The 18,687-nt window shown below is 56.7% G+C and carries 16 protein-coding genes; 10 read left to right on the forward strand and 6 right to left on the reverse strand.

What is annotated here, in order from left to right:
• Positions 1-6 precede the first annotated feature (6 nt).
• From ACLPGZ_RS08430 to ACLPGZ_RS08440, 3 genes are all read left to right on the forward strand, one after another.
• Complete coding sequence (locus ACLPGZ_RS08430; RefSeq protein WP_083054026.1) at positions 7-1,461, forward strand: ABC transporter permease; 1,455 nt, start codon at positions 7-9, stop codon at positions 1,459-1,461.
• Positions 1,458-3,143 carry an ABC transporter ATP-binding protein gene (locus ACLPGZ_RS08435; protein WP_429641127.1) on the forward strand — a complete coding sequence of 562 codons (1,686 nt, stop codon included), beginning with the start codon at positions 1,458-1,460 and terminating at the stop codon, positions 3,141-3,143. Before ACLPGZ_RS08430 ends, ACLPGZ_RS08435 begins: the two co-directional genes overlap by 4 nt.
• 87 nt (positions 3,144-3,230) lie before the next feature.
• Positions 3,231-3,707, forward strand: a complete 477-nt coding sequence (locus ACLPGZ_RS08440) for a DUF1178 family protein (RefSeq protein ID WP_026484274.1) — start codon at positions 3,231-3,233, stop codon at positions 3,705-3,707.
• Here ACLPGZ_RS08440 and ACLPGZ_RS08445 read toward each other — a convergent pair.
• On the reverse strand, positions 3,658-5,535 hold the full coding sequence (locus ACLPGZ_RS08445; RefSeq protein ID WP_239055232.1) for a sigma-54-dependent Fis family transcriptional regulator: 1,878 nt from the start codon (positions 5,533-5,535) through the stop codon (positions 3,658-3,660). The two genes, ACLPGZ_RS08440 and ACLPGZ_RS08445, sit on opposite strands and share 50 nt — an antisense overlap.
• A gap of 242 nt (positions 5,536-5,777) precedes the next feature.
• Here ACLPGZ_RS08445 and exaC point away from each other — a divergent pair, with 242 nt between their 5' ends.
• Positions 5,778-7,304 (forward strand): acetaldehyde dehydrogenase ExaC, encoded by a 1,527-nt coding sequence (gene exaC / locus ACLPGZ_RS08450; RefSeq protein WP_239055233.1) that lies wholly within the window; start codon positions 5,778-5,780, stop codon positions 7,302-7,304.
• Between the two features lie 134 nt (positions 7,305-7,438).
• A complete protein-coding gene (locus ACLPGZ_RS08455; RefSeq protein WP_239055234.1) occupies positions 7,439-8,587 on the forward strand; it encodes an iron-containing alcohol dehydrogenase in 1,149 nt (382 codons plus the stop codon).
• Positions 8,588-8,711: 124 nt separating this feature from the next.
• On the opposite strand, the gene ACLPGZ_RS08460 is transcribed toward ACLPGZ_RS08455, so the two are convergent.
• From ACLPGZ_RS08460 to ACLPGZ_RS08480, 5 genes are all read right to left on the reverse strand, one after another.
• A complete protein-coding gene (locus ACLPGZ_RS08460; RefSeq protein WP_428993899.1) occupies positions 8,712-8,858 on the reverse strand; it encodes a DUF1232 domain-containing protein in 147 nt (48 codons plus the stop codon).
• Positions 8,807-9,049, reverse strand: a complete 243-nt coding sequence (locus tag ACLPGZ_RS08465; RefSeq protein ID WP_239055235.1) for a YkvA family protein — start codon at positions 9,047-9,049, stop codon at positions 8,807-8,809. Before ACLPGZ_RS08465 ends, ACLPGZ_RS08460 begins: the two co-directional genes overlap by 52 nt.
• A 311-nt stretch (positions 9,050-9,360) precedes the next feature.
• Positions 9,361-10,191, reverse strand: coding sequence for an SDR family NAD(P)-dependent oxidoreductase (locus ACLPGZ_RS08470; RefSeq protein ID WP_226348603.1), 831 nt, complete (start codon positions 10,189-10,191; stop codon positions 9,361-9,363).
• An 11-nt stretch (positions 10,192-10,202) separates the two neighbouring features.
• Positions 10,203-12,065, reverse strand: a complete 1,863-nt coding sequence (locus tag ACLPGZ_RS08475; RefSeq protein ID WP_137431278.1) for a TRAP transporter large permease — start codon at positions 12,063-12,065, stop codon at positions 10,203-10,205.
• A gap of 17 nt (positions 12,066-12,082) precedes the next feature.
• Positions 12,083-13,093 carry a TRAP transporter substrate-binding protein gene (locus ACLPGZ_RS08480; protein WP_060185712.1) on the reverse strand — a complete coding sequence of 337 codons (1,011 nt, stop codon included), beginning with the start codon at positions 13,091-13,093 and terminating at the stop codon, positions 12,083-12,085.
• 229 nt (positions 13,094-13,322) lie between these two features.
• Here ACLPGZ_RS08480 and ACLPGZ_RS08485 point away from each other — a divergent pair, with 229 nt between their 5' ends.
• From ACLPGZ_RS08485 to ACLPGZ_RS08505, 5 genes are all read left to right on the forward strand, one after another.
• The gene (locus tag ACLPGZ_RS08485) at positions 13,323-14,123 is read left to right on the forward strand and encodes an IclR family transcriptional regulator (RefSeq protein WP_203145001.1); all 801 of its coding nucleotides are present in this window, start codon (positions 13,323-13,325) and stop codon (positions 14,121-14,123) included.
• A 65-nt stretch (positions 14,124-14,188) separates the two neighbouring features.
• Positions 14,189-15,358: an acetyl-CoA acetyltransferase gene (locus tag ACLPGZ_RS08490; RefSeq protein ID WP_083054018.1), complete on the forward strand. Its 1,170-nt coding sequence runs from the start codon at positions 14,189-14,191 to the stop codon at positions 15,356-15,358.
• Entirely contained in the window at positions 15,355-16,977 is a 1,623-nt protein-coding gene (locus ACLPGZ_RS08495; protein WP_343212386.1) for an acyl-CoA synthetase, read from the forward strand. The genes ACLPGZ_RS08490 and ACLPGZ_RS08495 overlap by 4 nt, the downstream gene beginning before the upstream one ends.
• Positions 16,971-17,846, forward strand: a complete 876-nt coding sequence (locus ACLPGZ_RS08500; protein WP_052159331.1) for a PPC domain-containing DNA-binding protein — start codon at positions 16,971-16,973, stop codon at positions 17,844-17,846. Before ACLPGZ_RS08495 ends, ACLPGZ_RS08500 begins: the two co-directional genes overlap by 7 nt.
• Entirely contained in the window at positions 17,846-18,598 is a 753-nt protein-coding gene (locus ACLPGZ_RS08505) for an SDR family NAD(P)-dependent oxidoreductase (RefSeq protein ID WP_429641128.1), read from the forward strand. The genes ACLPGZ_RS08500 and ACLPGZ_RS08505 overlap by 1 nt, the downstream gene beginning before the upstream one ends.
• The last annotated feature ends 89 nt before the right edge of the window (positions 18,599-18,687 follow it).

The raw sequence follows: 18,687 nt of genomic DNA on the forward strand, positions 1-18,687 counted from the left end.
CCCGCCATGCCACAGTTCGTCTTTCTCTGGACCGATACCTTTGTGCTGGCACTGTTTCTGGCCATGGCGCTCTACACCTGGCGCGTCGTCAAGCGGCCTGCCTTGCGCTCGGCCTGGGCCAGTGTGGCACGTACGCCCTCGGCCATGTGCGCTGCTGTTTTTCTGGTCTTTTTCCTGCTGATCGGTTTACTGGACTCCATTCACTACCGGCCTTTATTGCCGGCTGCCCCTGGGCAGGAAGCCAGCACAGCCAGCTATGCCCCCGTCGCCCGCTCTGCGCTGGACGATATTCTGAAGAAAGCCGGGCTGGCCGAGGTGGAAAAAACCTATTCTGCTCCCTTGGCCCGCTTTCAACTGACCAAAGAAAGCATGCTGATAGATGGCAAGCCCGTGCGGGACTTTCCGCGTCTGGTCAATGCCGGGGTGGGTATGGATACGCCTGCCGCGCATAGACACGATATTTTGCAGCTAGGCGCCAAAGGTTTGGCCTGGGGTGTGCTGGGCAGCGTGCTACTGGCTGTTCTGCTGACGCTTTGGGGGCGCAAGCAATCCATGGAGCCGGGTTGGGGCGCGGCCTGGCGTTATTGGTGGCAAGGGCAGGGTTTGGTGAATTGGCGATTGGTCTGGTTCAGTGCCTGCGTGCTGGTGATACTGTTATGCCTGGTGCTGAGCCTGAGCGCGAATTACTACGTGCTGGGCACGGATCGCACGGGTAACGACATCATCTGGCAAGCCTTGAAAAGTGTACGCACGGCTTTGGTGATTGGCACTTTGACCACCTTCGCCATGCTGCCACCTGCCATCATTCTGGGCTTGGCCGCTGGATACTTCCGGGGCTGGGTGGATGATGTCATTCAATACATTTACACCACGCTGACTTCCATCCCTGGCGTGCTGCTGATCGCCGCTTGCGTGTTGATGATGCAGGTCTATATCGACACCCATCCCGACAGCTTCGACACCGTGGCCGCTCGCGCAGATCTGCGTTTGTTCATGCTGTGCCTGATTCTGGGTTTAACGGGCTGGGCGGGCCTGTGTCGCCTGCTGCGGGCCGAGGTGTTAAAGCTGCGCGAGCTGGACTACGTTCAGGCAGCCCAAGCCTTTGGTGTCGGTCATCTGCGCATCATGTTCCGTCACCTGCTGCCTAACGTCATGCATATTGTGCTGATCACCCTGATTCTGGAGTTCTCCGGCCTGGTGCTGTACGAGGCTGTGTTGTCTTATCTGGGTATTGGTGTGGACCCCAGCATGCCATCCTTTGGGCGCATGATTGACGCCGCCCGTAGCGAGCTGTCCCGCGACCCGATCATCTGGTGGGGCCTGGCCGGGGCGTTTGTGATGATGCTGGGTTTGGTACTGTCTGCGAACATTTTTGCCGATGCGGTGCAAACGGCGTTTGATCCTCGCACCCGCCGCTTCAAGGCTTTGCGAGTACGTCGTCCAGGAGGAGCCAAGGTATGAGCGAGCTTGAAAATGTCTCCGCCGTAAAGCCCTCCGCCACGCCTGCCGTGCTGAATATCGAGGGTCTGGAACTGCGTGTACAGTCCGATGCCGGTGTGCAAAGTGTGGTGCGTAATCTGTCTTTGGCCGTGCAGCGCGGTGAAACCTTTGCCTTGGTGGGGGAGTCCGGCTGCGGCAAAAGCATGACGGCCATGGCGATCCTACGCCTCTTGCCCGAAGCCGCCTGGATGCAATCTGGTCAAATTGCCTTGGACGGGTTGGAACTGCCGCCTTTGCCTGAACAGCAAATGCAGGATGTGCGCGGTAAACGCATCAGCGTGATTTTTCAGGAGCCGTCCACCAGCCTGAATCCGGTCATGTCCATTGGCCGGCAGATCAGCGAGGTGATTCGTCGTCATGGTGTGGCTCCTGCGGGGCAGGAAAGGGCAAGGGCCATCAAATGGCTGGAACGTGTCGGCATCCCCGGTGCCGCACAGCGTTACGATGACTTTCCATTCCAGTTCTCCGGCGGCCAGAAGCAACGCATCATGATTGCCATTGCCTTGGCGGCGGAACCTGATTTGCTGGTGGCTGACGAACCAACTACCGCGCTGGATGTAACGGTTCAGGCGCAGATTCTGCAGTTGTTGGCCGATATACAGAAAGAGATGGGCCTGGCTATCTTGCTGATTACGCACGATTTGCTGCTGGTCAAACAGTATGCCGACTATGTGGCCTTGATGCGGCACGGACAAATAGTGGAAGCCGGGCTGGCAAGCCAGTTCTTTTTACGCCCTAGCCATCCTTATGCTCGTGAATTGCTCAATGTCATTCCCACTTTTGAGAAACGTGGGCGTCCCTTGTCCCGTGCCCCTGCGCCCATTGAAGCAGTCCCACCGCGCAATAGCGGCAAAGAGCTGGTGCTGGATATTCAGGGCTTGTCTGTTTCCTATAAGCAGGCTGGCTCCTGGTGGCGACGCCTGCCTGTCATTCCCGTGGTCAAAGACTTGAGCCTGCAACTGCACAAGGGCGAAACCCTGGCTTTGGTCGGCGAGTCGGGCTGCGGTAAAAGCACGGTCGCACGTACTTTGATGCGCTTGCTGGATCATCAGGCTCAGATTAGCGGGCAGGTGCAGATGCAGGGGCAGAACGTCTTGCAAGTGAAAGGCAAGGCCTTGCGGCAACTGCGCTCACGTTTGCAGATCATTTTTCAGGATCCCTATGGGTCGCTGGATCCGCGCATGATGGTGGGGGATATTCTCCTGGAAGGCCTGACCGCGCTGCGTCCCGAGCTGGACACCAAGGCGCGTCGCAAACGAATTGAAACTTTAGTGGACCAAGTCGGTCTACCCAAGAATGCCCTGGATCGTTACGCGCATGAGTTCTCTGGTGGGCAACGTCAGCGCATCGCCATTGCGCGGGCTTTGGCAGTCGAACCCGCCGTTCTGATTTGTGATGAACCCACCTCGGCCCTGGACGTGTCCGTACAAGCGCAGATTCTGGATTTGATGCGTGAGTTACAAATGGAACTGGGTCTGGCTTATTTGTTCATTACCCATAATTTCGGGGTTGTGGAGTATCTGGCCGATCGAATTGCTATCATGGCCAAGGGACGCATCGTGGAGCAGGGCAGCGCACAGCACGTTCTGTTCCATCCGCAGGAAGAATTGACACAGCGTCTGCTGGCCGCTGTTCCCCGTTAAGCCGCGCCACATGCCGGATTTGCCATAATTAGTCCGGCACTTCTATGTCACAATACGGCGGTCTGTCCGCCCATTGATAAACACATTATGAGTCTGAAGGTTTTTGATCTTGAATGCGAACACGGCCATGTGTTCGAGGGTTGGTTTAGCTCACGCGAAAGTTACGATGAGCAGATCAGTCGTGGGCTTTTGTGTTGCCCCGTCTGCGACAGCCACGAGGTCAAACGCAAACTTTCGGCTCCACGTATCAATGTAGGTGCGCAGGAAAGCCTTGGCGCTCCTGCCAGTGCTCCAGTTCCGCCTCCCTTGCCTTCAACCATGCCTACCGAAGCGCAAATGCGGGCGATTCAAGGTCAGCTTTTACAAGAGCTGCGTTCGGTGATACGCAAGTCAGACAATGTGGGCACCCAGTTTGCCCAGGAAGCACGCCGCATGCACGAGGGCGACATTGAGCCGCGCGCAATCCGTGGTCAGGCCACGGTGCAGGAGTATCAGGAACTGGCCGACGACGGCATTATTGCCATGCCGATTCCGGACTTTCTGGATGATGACCGCCTGCAGTAAATAACTGCGACATTTCTTTCAGCCTGCGGTGCAAGGTACTGCGATGCAGTCCCAAGGCGCGCGCCGCTTGTGAAATATTTCCCTGATGCTGTTTCAAAGCCTGCTGCACGGCAGCGTATTCCTGTTCCTTCAGGGTTTGTGGCTTGGGGGAGTCAAGGGAGCTGGCTTCCGTAATGCCCCGGACCTTCTGGATGGCAGGTTCTTGAGCCAGCACCGGGTGTTCTGCATTCAAGCATGGCAAGGCAGGCAGGTCCTGGGCCAACCAGAGCCGCCCCGGAGAATCTTGCACAATGATTTGCAGCAGCACCGATCGCAACTGGCGGTAATTGCCTGGCCAGTCGTAGTCCTGCAGTATTTGCAGGGCTTCGGGATGTAGCTGGGGCGCAGCCTGGCCTTGTGCCAGAATAGCCAGTTCTTTGGAAATGTAGTCGCCCAGATCGTTGCGTTCCCTAAGGCTGGGGACTGTGCAGATATAGTCTTGCAGTCGGAAGTACAGGTCGGCACGGAAGCGGCCATCACGCACCAGTTTTTCCAGCGGTTGATGGCTGGCGCTGATCAGCTGGAAGTCCAGCCTGTGTGTGCGTTCCGAGCCCAGTGCCTGCACCTCGCGCTCTTGTAGGACTCGCAGCAGACGGCTTTGCAAGCCTACAGGCATATCGCCAATCTCATCCAGAAACAGCACGCCGCCATGGGCCTGACGCAATTTGCCTGCATAGCCCTGACGGCGTGCACCTGTAAACGCACCGGCTTCATAACCAAACAGCTCGGCTTCGATCAGGGTTTCGGGCAGGGCGGCGCAGTTAATCGCTACAAAAGGACCGGACTGCGACTTGTGACGACGATGCAGCTCACGCGCCATACGCTCCTTGCCCGATCCGCTAGGACCGCTGAGCAAGATGGACAAGCCCATCTGCATGGCGCGCAACGCCGGTTCCAGCGCCTTTTCCTGTTGAGGGGACAGTTGTGTCGTTTCTGCTGTCTTGGTCCGAGTCTGTACCGCACGGGCCGGAGCCGGGGTTTTAGCGGCCGTGCTCAGGTGCAGCGTTACGGGCCGACTCGTGCTTTTTGCCTGTTCCAGTACCGAACTTAAATCCTGGCCGGGCAACTCCTGCCAGTCCTGGCGCAACATGCGGGCGGCCAACTCATCGGCAGCCACAATGGTGTCGTCCTCCAGAACCAGTCGACCACTAAAAGCACTATTGAGCAGGCTGGGGTCTGTATGCAGATGCAGCAGGCGGCGCGATGGCGTGCACAGTGACTCCAGCATCTGGCGGCTGATCTGGCGGGCGTACAGCTGTGCCAAATCCAGCGCGTAGTGATGTTCCAGTTCCGAAGGCCCGGAGATATCCAGCACTCCAATAATCTGGCCGTAAGGGTCGTAAATGGGGGCGGCGTGGCAGCTAAGAATCCGGTTGTCAGGCAGATAGTGCTGGCTGCCGTGAATCTTGATGGGCTGTGCGCAGACCAGAGCCGTACCGATAGCATTGGTGCCGCGATGGTTCTCCGCCCAACTCACACCCGCACGCAAGGCAACCTGTTCGGCCCGCTGCAGAAAGTGTGGGTCCCCCGCCTGTTGCAACACCGTGCCTTGTGCGTCGCACAATAAAACCAGACTGCGATGCGGGTGCACCAGCGCCGCCAGATCCTGTACCGCTGCCGAGGAGTGATGCAACAAGTGATGCTGTTGTTCCAGCAACTGTCGCAGCGCACCTTGGCTCATGTCCCGAGGTTCCGCGCTTAACTCCGACTCCATCGTCTGACAGCGCTCCCAGGACTGACGCCACATGGTTTCGTTGGTCTGCGGGCAAAACGAGTGTAGAGAAGTCATGAGTGTGCTCCGGGAGGGGTGTCGCATTCTGCGACAGTGCTCGCTTTTTGCGACAGTAGCTGTCGCAGCCTGCGACTGGAGGTCGTTCCATTATGGAGGCGGGCGAGCTCAGGATCGAGTCGGGACAATCGCTAGCTAGTTTGGCACGTTATTTGCTTTAGTTAAATCAGGATAAAGGCACCCCTAACCTTTCCCTGCGGTGCACGTCTTGTGGCACCGAACTAAATCAATAAGGAGACATCATGAATCTGTCCGATCTCAAATCCATGGGCCTGGATCTGGAATTCCCGTTCAAATCCCGTTACGACAACTACATTGGTGGACGTTGGGTGCCGCCGGTCGAAGGCGAGTATTTTGATAACGTCTCGCCCGTCACAGGGCAGGTGTTTTGCCAGGTAGCCCGCTCGGGTGCAGCGGACATTGACCTGGCTCTGGACGCCGCGCACAAGGTGCGCCACCAGTGGGCCAATACCCCGCCTGCCGAGCGCTCCGCCGTTTTGCTGCGCATTGCGGACCGTATCGAACAAAACCTGGAACGTCTGGCGGTGGCAGAGACCATCGACAACGGCAAACCCATCCGTGAAACCCGCGCGGCTGACTTGCCTTTGGCCGTCGACCATTTCCGCTACTTTGCCGGTTGCTTGCGCGCACAAGAGGGCAGCATCTCGGATGTGGACAGCACCACGGTTGCTTACCACTTCCACGAGCCTATCGGCGTGGTGGGCCAGATCATCCCCTGGAACTTCCCGCTGCTGATGGCCGCCTGGAAACTGGCCCCCGCCCTGGCGGCCGGTTGCCCCATCGTCCTGAAACCCGCCGAGCAAACTCCCGCTTCCATCCTGCTGCTGATGGAAATCATCGGTGACTTGCTGCCCGCTGGCGTACTGAACGTCGTCACCGGCTACGGTAAAGAAGCAGGCCATGCCTTGGCCAACTCCAAGCGCATCGCCAAAATCGCCTTTACTGGCTCCACCCCCGTCGGCCGTGAAATCCTGCACGCGGCTGCCGACCGCCTGATCCCCGCTACGGTAGAGCTGGGCGGCAAGAGCCCCAACATCTTCTTTGAAGATGTGATGCAGGCTGATGATGCCTTCCTGGACAAAGCCCTGGAAGGTTTGAGCATGTTTGCTCTGAACCAGGGCGAGATTTGCACATGTCCATCGCGTATCCTGATTCAGGAATCCATCTACGAGCGCTTTATCGAGCGTGCCGTAGAGCGAGTCAAACGTATCCAGACCGGCAACCCCCTCAACGCCGGGACAATGGTGGGCGCGCAGGTGTCCGAGAAACAGATGGAGCGCATCCTGGGCTACATCAATATCGGTCGGGAAGAGGGCGCACAAGCCTTGACTGGCGGTGAACGCAATCGTCTGGGCCAGGGTCTGGATAATGGCTACTACATCAGTCCCACCATGCTGCTGGGTAAAAACAGCATGCGTACCTTCCAGGAAGAAATCTTCGGACCGGTGGCCGCTGTGACCACTTTCAAGGACGAAGAAGAAGCCATCGCCATCGCCAACGACACCGAGTTTGGCCTGGGTGCTGGAGTCTGGAGCCGCGACGGCTCGCGTGCCTACCGCGTAGGCCGTGGCGTTGAAGCTGGCCGCGTCTGGACCAACTGCTATCACCTGTACCCCGCTCACGCCGCCTTCGGTGGCTACAAGCAATCCGGCATTGGCCGTGAAACTCACAAGATGGCCCTCAATAACTACCAGCAAACCAAGTGCCTGCTGGTCAGCTACAGCCCGAACGCCCTGGGCTTCTTCTGATCCTTTGATCTATTCGTAGTGTTGTAAGACCTCCCCCCATGCAATATGGGGGGAGTCCCTCCTTGCGCGCTCTCAGTTCGTATACCCCCGAGGTCGCAGGGATTCTCTTCGATCATTAATAAGGAATACGCACCATGACAGTCTCCGAATTCTTTATCCCCTCGCACAATATTCTTGGCCCCGGCGCACTGGACCAGGCCATGCCGATTGTCGGGAAAATGGGCTTCAAAAAAGCCCTGATCATTACTGACACCGATCTGGCCAAGCTGGGTATGGCGAAACTGGTGGCTGACAAGCTGATTGCACAAGGCATCAATACCGCGATTTTTGATCAGGTGCAGCCTAATCCTACGGTCGGCAACGTCAATGCAGGCCTGGATGCCTTGAAAGCGCACGGCGCAGACCTGATCGTGTCCCTTGGCGGTGGCTCGTCGCATGACTGTGCCAAAGGCGTAGCCCTGGTCGCCAGCAACGGCGGCAAGATCGCTGACTACGAAGGCGTAGATAAGTCCGCCAAGCCGCAATTGCCGCTGCTGGCTATCAACACCACAGCAGGCACAGCGTCGGAAATGACGCGCTTCACCATCATTACTGATGAAACCCGCCACGTAAAAATGGCAATCATCGACCGCCACATCACCCCGTTCCTGTCAGTGAACGACTCCGACCTGATGGAAGGCATGCCCGCATCGCTAACTGCTGCTACTGGCATGGATGCACTGACCCACGCAGTTGAAGCCTACGTTTCCACAATCGCCACCCCCATCACCGACGCCTGTGCGGTGAAAGTGGTAGAGCTGATCGCTAAATACCTACCCGTTGCTGTGCGCGAGCCACATAATAAGAAAGCCCGTGAACAAATGGCCTATGCGCAGTTCCTGGCAGGGATGGCATTCAATAACGCGTCACTGGGCTATGTCCACGCCATGGCGCACCAGCTAGGCGGTTTCTACGATCTGCCCCACGGTGTCTGTAATGCCCTGCTGCTGCCGCATGTGCAGGCTTTCAATATGCAGGTGGCGGGGGAGAGATTGAATGAAATCGGCAAGCTGCTATCGGACAACAATGCAGATCTGAAAGGTCTGGATGTTATCGCGGCGATTAAAAAGCTGGCGGATATTGTGGGGATTCCGAAGTCGCTGGAAGAACTGGGCGTGAAGCGAGAGGATTTCCCGGTTCTGGCCGATAACGCGCTCAAGGATGTGTGCGGTGCAACTAATCCGATTCAGACGGATAAGAAGACGATTATGGGGATTTTTGAAGAGGCGTTTGGGGTGAGGTAGGTAGGTGTTGAGGGGAAGAGCTGAAAGCTCTTCCCGTCTTACCGGGAGGCCTGGATCTGCAGGGCTACACTACATCACTGATTTTGTGAGTGGGTTCAAAACTAAAGAAGCTTTCCGGAGATTGTTAGGAGAACCACCGCAATAGGACTTCTTTAGCTTTATGGGTGTGCTCATCTTTAATGTGAGCTGCTGTTGCAGCTACAGCTGCGACAAGGACACCTAGGTCGTCTGTGTATCCCACGACTGGCAGTACATCTGGTACTGCATCCACAGGTGAAATGAAATATCCAAGCCCGCGATGATAGTAGTTTTAGCCCAAGTGGGTGTATCTGCGTCTAGGGCTGCATAATACATTTTTAGCGCAGGCTCAAGAACACCCTCACCAGCTGTTTTGGCATATGTTTTGACCTTGTCCCAAAAACTATTTTCTGAATACTCGGAGCTGAATTGATCGTCTGACATCGGGATCACCACGTTTAGATGTTGGGTTACATGTTGAAGTATTTAATTGTGCGCAATAAGAGTAGGTGGTGAAGAGTGATTTCCCAATTTAAAACCCTCACGTCGCGTCGTTCGGCATGATGGCTGATAAGGTGCTCATCTTTGCAATATAAGTTGATTTGCGGATGTTTTTAGGAAATTTGCTTAGCACTAATCGAGCCACGCATTGAGTGGCTACTGCTGGTTGGGCGTGGTTTTTTGTGGAATCTGTTTTACCGGTTAAGGTTTTAGTTTTATGAGGTGAGATAGATTGAGTCTCATCAGGTTTTGGTTCACCTCATCCCCGGCATAGCACAAGAATGCCCCCCATCCACCGGCAGACAAACCCCTGTAATAAACCCCGCCGCATCCGAAGCTAAAAACACCGCTGCATTCGCAATATCCCACGGTGTCCCCGTCCTCTTCATCGGCACCGCATTAGCCCGCTGCTCCTTGATATGTTCAATCGAATCATATTGAGCCGCAATCTGCTGATAAACCAGTGGCGTATCAATCACCCCCGGCAAAATGGCATTCGCCCGTATTCCTTTATCAGCAAACTCCAATGCCGTAGCAACGGTAGCCTGATTCAGCGCCGCCTTAGACGCGTAATAAGCGAAGTAAGAGTAGCCACTCCAACGGATTGAAGCCAGGGAAGATATATTAGTAATCACTCCCGAGCCTTGTTTAAGAAAGTGCGGCAATACGGCGCGGGTGGTGCGAAGAATAGAGCCGACATTAATATCCATCGTCCGCTGAAAAAGAGCATCGTCTATATCTAATGGTCCACCCGCAGGTGCAATTCCTACGTTGTTATGCAGGACATTGATTTTTCCGAAATGCTCTATAGCTAGAGCTACCGTTCGCTCTACCGTCTCGGTATTGCAAACATCCGCCTCCAAAGCTAGCGCTTCCCCTCTCTCCCCAAGAATATGATCCGCGCTGCGTTTCGCCGCTGCCAAATCCTTATCCACGCAAACCACCTGTGCCCCGGCCCTGGCATAAGCCACCGCCGCCGCCTTCCCGTTATTCCAATCCTCTAAAGGCGCGCCCGCCCCAAAAACCAATACGGTTTTGCCTTGCAAGCTTTGCGTAAAAACGGCGGAGTCATGTTGCTGTGTCATAGCCATATCTCTTACAGAAAACCAATCGAAATCCAGGGGAGGGCAACTACGAAGACCAGGCCAATCAGCAAGGCCAGCATGTAGCCCCAGATCGGTCGGATGCCTTCATCCGGGTTGACGCGGGCGATGGCACAGGCGGTGTAGTAACCGACGCCGAAGGGTGGTGCGAACAGGCCCAGGCCCATGGAAAGAATCACGATCATGGCGTAGTGCACGTCATGCACTTCCATGACTCGGGCGATGGGGAACAGCAGCGGGCCAAAGAGCACAATGGCGGGGATGCCTTCGAGCAGGCTGCCCAGGATGATGAAGGCGATCACCGACACAATCAGGAAGCCCATGCGGCCTCCGGGCAGGGTTTGCATGAACTGGGCCAGCTCGCGGGAGAAGCCGGATTGGGTCAAGGCCCAGGCCATGCCGGAGGCTGCACCGATGATGATCAGGATGGCTCCTGACAGAACGGCGGTATCCACCAGCATGGGGTAGAGTTTGCGCCAATCGAACTGGCGGTAGATGACCAGGCCCGCGATCATGGCGTAGACGATGCCAATGGTGGAGACTTCCGTTGCCGTGGCGACGCCTTTTACTACGGCGGCGCGGATGACGAAGGGCAGGGCCAGTGCAGGCAGGGCGATCAGAAAAAGCTTCAGGGCTTCTTTGGCGGGTGTGCGCTGAATGTTGGAGAGGTCCTCGTGGCGGTTGCGCCAGCCTACGACCACACACAGGCCGATGCCCAGCACCAGGGCGGGCAACATGCCGCCGGTAAACAGGGCGGCGATGGAAACACTGGCAACTGAGCCGATGGTGATCAGCACAATAGACGGTGGGATGGTTTCTGTTTGTGCGCCAGTTGCGGATAGCAGGGCGACCAGTTCGCCTTCCTTGGCGCCGCGCTTGGTCATTTCCGGGAACAGCGCGGGTGCGATGGCAGCCATATCAGCCGCTTTGGAGCCGGAGATGCCGGACACCAGATACATGGCACCAATCAGCACATAAGACAGGCCACCTTTTACATGACCCAACAGGCTGGCCAGAAACTGCACCATGGCGCGTGCCATGCCGGTCATCTCCAGCAGCAGGCCCAGGAAAATAAAGGTGGGGATGGCCAGCAGCATCAGGTGCGACATGCCCTCGTCCATGCGACCAACCAGGGTCATGACGGGAACGCGGGTGGTCAGGGCCAGATAGCCCAGTGTGGCCAGGGCAAAGGTAAAGGCAATAGGTACGCTGGTCAGTACGCTGACGCCCACAATCAGTACAAAGAAGATCACCAGGTTCAGGTAGCCCAGCCCTTGCAGGTAGGGCTTGATCAGCCAGACCACTAAAGCCAGAGCCAATACGCTCAAGACAGCCCAAATGGCTTTAGGCTGGCGTATCACCTCCGCCATCTTGCCCAGACCAAAGATCAGCGCCAGCCCGAAACCGACCGGCAAGGCCGAGGCACGCCAGGCGTTGGAGATTTCCAGGGCAGAGGTGGTGATGAAGGCCTCTTCCATCGCAAAATCAATCGCTGGATACAGGATCAGGGCGAAGAACAGTGTGGTGGCGGTGATAGCAAAAGCGGTAAAGAAGGGCTCCCATTCACTGCCCAGGCGCGAAACCACGGCGGTCATGCGCATATGGGAAAAGCGATACGTCGCCAGGGCGGCCCCAAAGGTGGTCAGCCACAGGAAGAGAATGCCGCCCAGCTCGTCGGACCAGGTCAGTGGTGCGTGCAATACATAGCGCGACACCACGCCCGAGAGCAAGAGAACAATGACTAAGGCCAGCAGAATCGCACTGATAAAGGCCGTCGCTTTAAACAAGCAAGTTTCAAATTTCTGCCACAGCGGTGGCTGTTCCTGTATCTGCAGGTTCTGACTGTCATTTGTCATTGTGCTGTGCCCCTGGCTTATAAACTACCGACGACGGATTCCAATTGCTCCCAGCCTGTTGCCGGGAACTTCTTCTTCCATTCGGCATAGAAACCGGCATCAATCAGACGCTGCTTGAAGGCGGCGGTATCGGCCTGGACGAATTGCATGCCTTTGCCTTCCAGATCGCTTTGCAATTGCTCGGATAGGGCCAGCAAGTCGGCACGTTCCTGTACGGCGCTCTGGTTCAGGTTCTTGCGCACAATTTCCTGAATATCCTCGGGCAGGCCGTCGAAGTTGCGGCGGTTGGCCAGCAGCCAGAAACCGTCCCACATATGGTTGGTCATGGCGCAGTACTGCTGCACTTCGTACAGCTTCAGGGTGGAAATCACGGCCAGCGGGTTTTCCTGGGCATCGACAATCTTGGTCTGCAAGGAGGAGTACAGCTCGTTGGCGTTGATGGTGGCCGGAGCAGCACCCAAGGAGCTGAACAGCGAGGTCCACATGGAGGAGGGCGGAACGCGAATCTTCATGCCGCTGATGTCAGCCGGAGTAGCGGCGGCGCGGCCCGAACTGGTGATCTGGCGATAGCCGTTGTCCCAGATTTGTTCAAAGGCAAACAGGGAGCGGGTTTTGGCGATCTCGGCACGAATGAACTCGCCCAGACCGCCATCCATGGCTTTCCAGACCTGGTCGTAATCTTTGAACGCAAAGCCCAGGCCGCTGATGGCGCTGGAGGGAACCAGGGTAGAGAGCACCACACCGGACAAGCACAGGAAATCAATAGCGCCCGAGCGGATCTGGCTCATCACATCGGTCTGCGAACCCAATTGGTCCGAGGGGAAGATGCGCAGGTCAAAGCGCCCATTCGTTTGTTCCCGAATGCGGTCTGCGGCTTCAACCATGCGGACATGTAAGGGGTGATGGGTGGGCACGCTGTGCGCAATGCGATACTCGAATTCGGCAGCTTGAGCAGATTTGGAAAAGCTCAATGCCCAGGGCAGGGTGCTGCTGGCAGCAACTGTTTTCAGAAATGTGCGACGCTTCATTTTTTAATCTCCTGTGGGGTCCATTTAATGGACCTATAGATTTATGTAAGCTGACCTGCTGCATTACAAGACAGGCCTGAAATTAGGACAACCTAGTATTTTTACCTACAGGATTTACGTAAATATTTAATATACTGCCCAAAATACTTCGCTAAAGGGCGGTTCACGTATTCCAATCTGAATCACTAAGTGGTCCAATATACGGACCTATATTATCAAGAGTGTGAAAATGGATTCCAAAGAGAGCCCAGAGTCGATTTCTTCCAGCCAAACCCTGGATAGGGCCGTGCAAGTCATGCAGGTGGTCGTAGGCCTGCGTAACCAGGGCATAGGCTTGAGTGATGTCGTGAAAAAGGTCGAGTTGACCAAGCCCACCACCCGTCGCCTGTTATTGGCTTTGATGGGCAATGGCTTGATTGAGCAGGACCCGGTATCGCGCAAATATTTTCCCGGCCCCGAGCTGTATTCCTTGGGGTTGATGGCAGCGCATCGTTTTGGCATTCAGCGCATTGCCGAACGCAGCTTGGCGCGTATTGCCAAGGTGTCGGGTGACAGCGCGCTGCTCAGCGTGCAGCGCGGCTATGAAACCGTCTGTCTGGCTCGCGAGGAAGGGCATCATCCCTTGCGCTCGCATGTGTTGCAGCCGGGGGATCGTCACCCCTTGGGTTGTGGCGCCAGTGGGATTGCATTTCTGGCGGCCATGACGGATGAGCAGATTGGCGAAGCCCTGGAGGTCAATGCCGAGCGCCTGCGCCAGTACCCCCAGTTGAGCACCGACATTCTGTGGGATCTGGTGGCCGAGACGCGTGAGCAAGGCTATGCCTTTAACCGTGGTTTTATTTTTGAAGGTTCCTGGGGGGTGGCGGTTTGCGTTTCTCATCCCACCAGTGGCATGCCGGCTTCCCTGGCCATCGCCAGTGTAGAGAGCCGCTTGCGCAACAAGCGACATGAGGAGCTGGTGGCGCTTTTGTTGGAAGAGAAGGCGTACATCGAATCCCTGAGGATTGGGGAACAAGTTACGGGCCCTTGAGCAGCTATTTCAGCTTTTCAGGGGCGAGCGATTCATTGATCAAATTTCTACGTTCAAGGAAAACTATGTCTGGACACGCATGTATTGTGGGATGGGCACATACCCCGTTTGGAAAGCTGGATAACATCGACATTGAAGAATTGATTCAAGCCGTGGTCAGGGATTCGATTGCGCATGCCGGCATACAGGCCAGCGACATCGATTTTGCGGCCGTGGGTGTCTATAACAATGGCTTGAATCCCCAAGGGTTTGAGGCCGGATTGCTGTCCCTGCATCAGCCTGATCTGCGTTTCACACCTGCCGTGCACGTAGAAAATGCGTGCGCCACGGGTAGTGCCGCTATTCATAGCGTGATGGATGCGATTGAAAGCGGCCGTGCCCGCATTGGTATTGCTGTCGGTGCGGAAAAAATGACGGGCGTGCCTCCTAGCCGTATTCCTGAAATTCTCAGCTCCGGCTGCTATCGCAAGGAAGAGGACAATCCGCTGGGCTTTGCGGGGATTTTTGGTCAGATCACCCAGGCTTACTTTGATCGTTATGGCGACCAGAGCCACTCTTTGGCGCAGATTGCCGCCAAGAATCACGTGAATGCCCTGGCCAATCCTTACGCCCATGTGCGCCGTGATCTGGGCCTGGAGTTCTGCGATCAGGTTTCGGAAAAGAACCCTCTGGTGGCCGGCCCGCTGCGCCGCACCGACTGCTCCATGGTGTCCGACGGGGCTGCCGCGCTGATTCTGGCAGATGAAGAAACCGCCCGTGCCTTGCGCCGCGCGATTCGCTTCCGCTCCCGAGTGCAGGTCAATGATTTCATGCCTCTGTCGCGCCGCGACCCGATTGCGTTTGAAGGGGCGCATCGTGCCTGGCAGCAGGCTCTGTCCAAAGCTGGTGTCGGCATTCTGGATCTGGATCTGGTGGAAACCCACGACTGTTTTACTACCGCCGAGATGCTGGAGTACGAAGCCATGGGTCTGGCTCCGCGTGGCGAGGGCTGGAAAGTGATTCTGGAAGGTCGCACCCGTAAGGATGGTCAGTTGCCGGTGAACGTCTCCGGTGGCCTGAAAGCTCGCGGTCACCCTCTGGGCGCAACCGGTGTTTCCATGCACGTGATGGCCGCCATGCAGCTGGCTCAGGAAGCCGGTGACATGCAGTTGCCGCAGGCGGAACTGGCCGGCATCTTCAATATGGGTGGTGCGGCTGTGGCTAACTATGTGTCGATTCTGGAACGCTTGAAATGATGACAAATGCCGTGGTACAGCCCATGTCGAATCGGGCCATGAACTTGTCGCACCTGTTGACCCAGAATGCGCGTCGTCTGCCGGATCAGCCCGCGTTGATCTGGGGTGAGGAAAGCTGGAGCTGGAAGGAGCTGGATGCCCAGGTGTCAGCTTTAGCGGCGGGCCTGAAAGCCCGTGGCGTGCAGGCTGGCAGTGCGATTCTGGTGCACTCCAAAAACAGCAATGAGATGTTCCTCTCCATGTTCGCCGCTTTCCGTTTGGGGGCGATCTGGGTGCCGACCAACTTCCGCGTCAAGCCCGAAGAGTTGCTGCATATGGTGGAGGTGTCTGGCAGCACGGTATTCCTGTGCCAGACGGACTTCCCTGAACATGCGGAAACCGCCAGCAAGCATTTTCCGGATATGGATTTGCTGTGGTTACGCGGTACACCCACACCTGCAGATTCTCGCCCCTTGGTGGCGGATCTGTTAAGGGAGCATGCGGGTGCTGTTACGCCGAATGCCGATGTGTTTTCCAACACACCTTGCTGGCTGCTGTTTACCTCCGGTACGACGGGCAAGCCCAAGGCCGCTGTGTTGACGCACGGGCAAATGGCCTTTGTCCTGACCAATCATCTGGCTGATCTCTTGCCCGGTACACGCAGCGAAGATGGTGGTCTGGTGCTGGCTCCCTTGTCGCATGGTGCAGGTGTGCATCAGTTGAATCTGGTGTTGCGTGGCGCAAAAACCGTGCTCTTGCCGGGCGACAGCTTCAGTACCGAACAAGCCTTTGCCTTGATCGAAAAGTACAAGCTCAGCACCTTGTTCACAGTACCGACGATTTTGAAGTTGCTGGCCGAGTGCCCGCATATCGATCAGTACGATCACTCCAGCCTGCGTCATGTGATCTATGCCGGTGCACCCATGTACGAGGCGGATTTGCGTCTGGCGCTGGAGAAGTTCGGTCCGGTGCTGGTGCAGTACTACGGCCTGGGCGAGGTGACGGGCAATATCACCGTGCTGCCGTCTTTTGATCATCAAGATGCTGATGGTCGTATCAGCCATCCCGCCAGTTGTGGCTACGAGCGTGCGGGCATGCAGGTGTCCATTCAGGACGAACAAGGTCGGGAAGTGGCGTATGGCGAAACTGGCGAGGTCTGCGTAATTGGCCCAGCCGTGTTTGCGGGCTACTACAACAATCCCAAGGCCAATGCCGAGTCCTTCCGCAATGGCTGGTTTCGCACGGGCGATATCGGCCATATGGACGAGCGTGGCTATGTGTACCTGACCGGGCGTGCTTCTGATATGTACATCTCGGGCGGCTCCAACATTTACCCGCGCGAGATCGAGGAATACATCCTGCTGCACGGTGCAATTACTGAAGTGGCGGTGGTGGGTGTGCCGGATCGTCAGTGGGGTGAAGTCGGAGTGGCAGTGTGTGTCTTGAAAGAAGGGGCCGCCTTGACGGAGGCCGAGCTGCGCAGCTGGCTGAGCGAGCGCATCGCCCGCTACAAGATGCCCAAGTACATCCAGTTCTGGGATTCCCTGCCCAAGTCCGGCTACGGCAAGGTGCCCAAGCGCATGGTGAAAGATGAGCTGATGAAATGCTTGCCGCAGCTGGCACAGGAGGCACCATGCTAAGAGAGGTCAAGCATCCTGGCGTTCAGCGGGCTCAGCCTTATATGCTGGCCCCTTGCCAGACGGAAAGTCATACCCAGACCTTGCGGGCCGGGCATTCCTTGCTGGATGCCTTTCGCCTTGCGGGGGAGGCGCATGATCTGTACAGCGCGGTCGGGCGTTTCAAAGGCGGGCAGTTTGCGGACCTGCATTATGTGATGCCGGCGCTGTCTTCCTCGCCCGATCATTCGGTGTACTACAGCCAGCTTTATACACACCCCGGTCCGGTTCAGATTGAGCAGGCCAGTGTGACTCTGGGGCGCAAACCAGATGGCCAGTTATGGCTGCACTGTCATGCCGCCTGGCGTGACTCTGAAGGACAGTTGCAGGCCGGGCATATTCTCCCGGACCAAACGATTTTGGGTGGTTCGCCGGAGCTGGATATTAGCTATGTCCGCGGCGCAGCCTTTGAGACTCTGCCTTGCCCGGAAACGAATTTCAGCTTGTTCACGCCTGTCGCCAGACCCGAGCACTTGTCAGTCCAGGCTCAGCCTGAAAGCCCGAAAAGCTGGATTGTGACCTTGGCCCCGAACCAGAATATCTCGGCTGTCTTGCGGGCTATCTGTCAGGAGCTGGGCCTGACGCGTGCCGTCATCCGCGGTGGTGTCGGGAGTTTGGTCGGGGCGATCCTGGAGCCTGAGATCGTTGTCGAACCTTTCGTCACTGAGGTGCTGATTGAGGAAGGGCGGATTGACCTGAGCCTGCCCGCCGAGCAACAAGTGCAACTGGACGTGATCATTATTGATTATCAGCATGGCGTGCATCGTGGTCGTTTGAAACCGGAGGTGAACTCTGTGCTGGTGACTTTTGAAATGGTTCTGGAGGCAGCCTGATGCAACATTCCTGGATGGTAGTGACGGGGGCGGCGTCGGGCATAGGGCTGGCAACGGTCGAGTTGTTGCTGGAGCAGGGCGCGTATGTGCTGGCTCTGGATAATAATGCCGAGAAACTGGACTCTTTGACAGAGCAGTTCAATCGTTACGGCGATCATCTGGCCGCCGAGCTGCTGGATATTACCGACGAAGCGCGTATTGCTCCTTTGCTGAAGCGCTATCACGCCCAACGTCCTGTGGGCGGCCTGGTGAACTCGGCTGGCTTTGGACGTGATGTGACGTTTCTGGAAACGGACTCTGCCTTGCTACGGGCAACCTTCGAGGTCAATGTGCTGGCGGCTTTCAGCATCAGCCGGGAAGCGGCCTTGTTGATGCGCGAGTACAAGCAGGGCGCGATTGTGCATATTTCCTCGGTGTCGGGTCTGGTGGGTAATCGTGGGCGCGCCGCCTATGGCATTACCAAGGCGGGTTTGATCAACCTGACGCAGGTCATGGCCAATGAGCTGGCCCAGGAAGGCATACGGGTGAATTGTGTGTGTCCTGGCCCGATCATGACGCCATTGGCCATGCAAGTGCACACGGAGCAGGTGCAGGAAACCTGGAAATCTGCCGTGCCTATGCATCGCTATGGCACGCCGCGTGAGGTAGCGCAGGCGATCTGCTTTTTGCTGGATACCGAAAAAACAGCCTATATGACCGGGCAGATCATCAGTGTGGACGGTGGTTTTGTGAATACCGGCCTGCTGGCCTGAGGATGATGTGGTGATTCGAGCAGGCAGGAAAAAGGGGCTGTAAAAACAGCCCCTTTTTTTGCGCGTACCGCACTGGACGGTACGACGTC

The sequence above is a fragment of the Alcaligenes sp. Me129 genome (assembly GCF_050487245.1).
In the GTDB taxonomy this organism is placed as follows: Bacteria; Pseudomonadota; Gammaproteobacteria; order Burkholderiales; family Burkholderiaceae_B; genus Alcaligenes; species Alcaligenes phenolicus.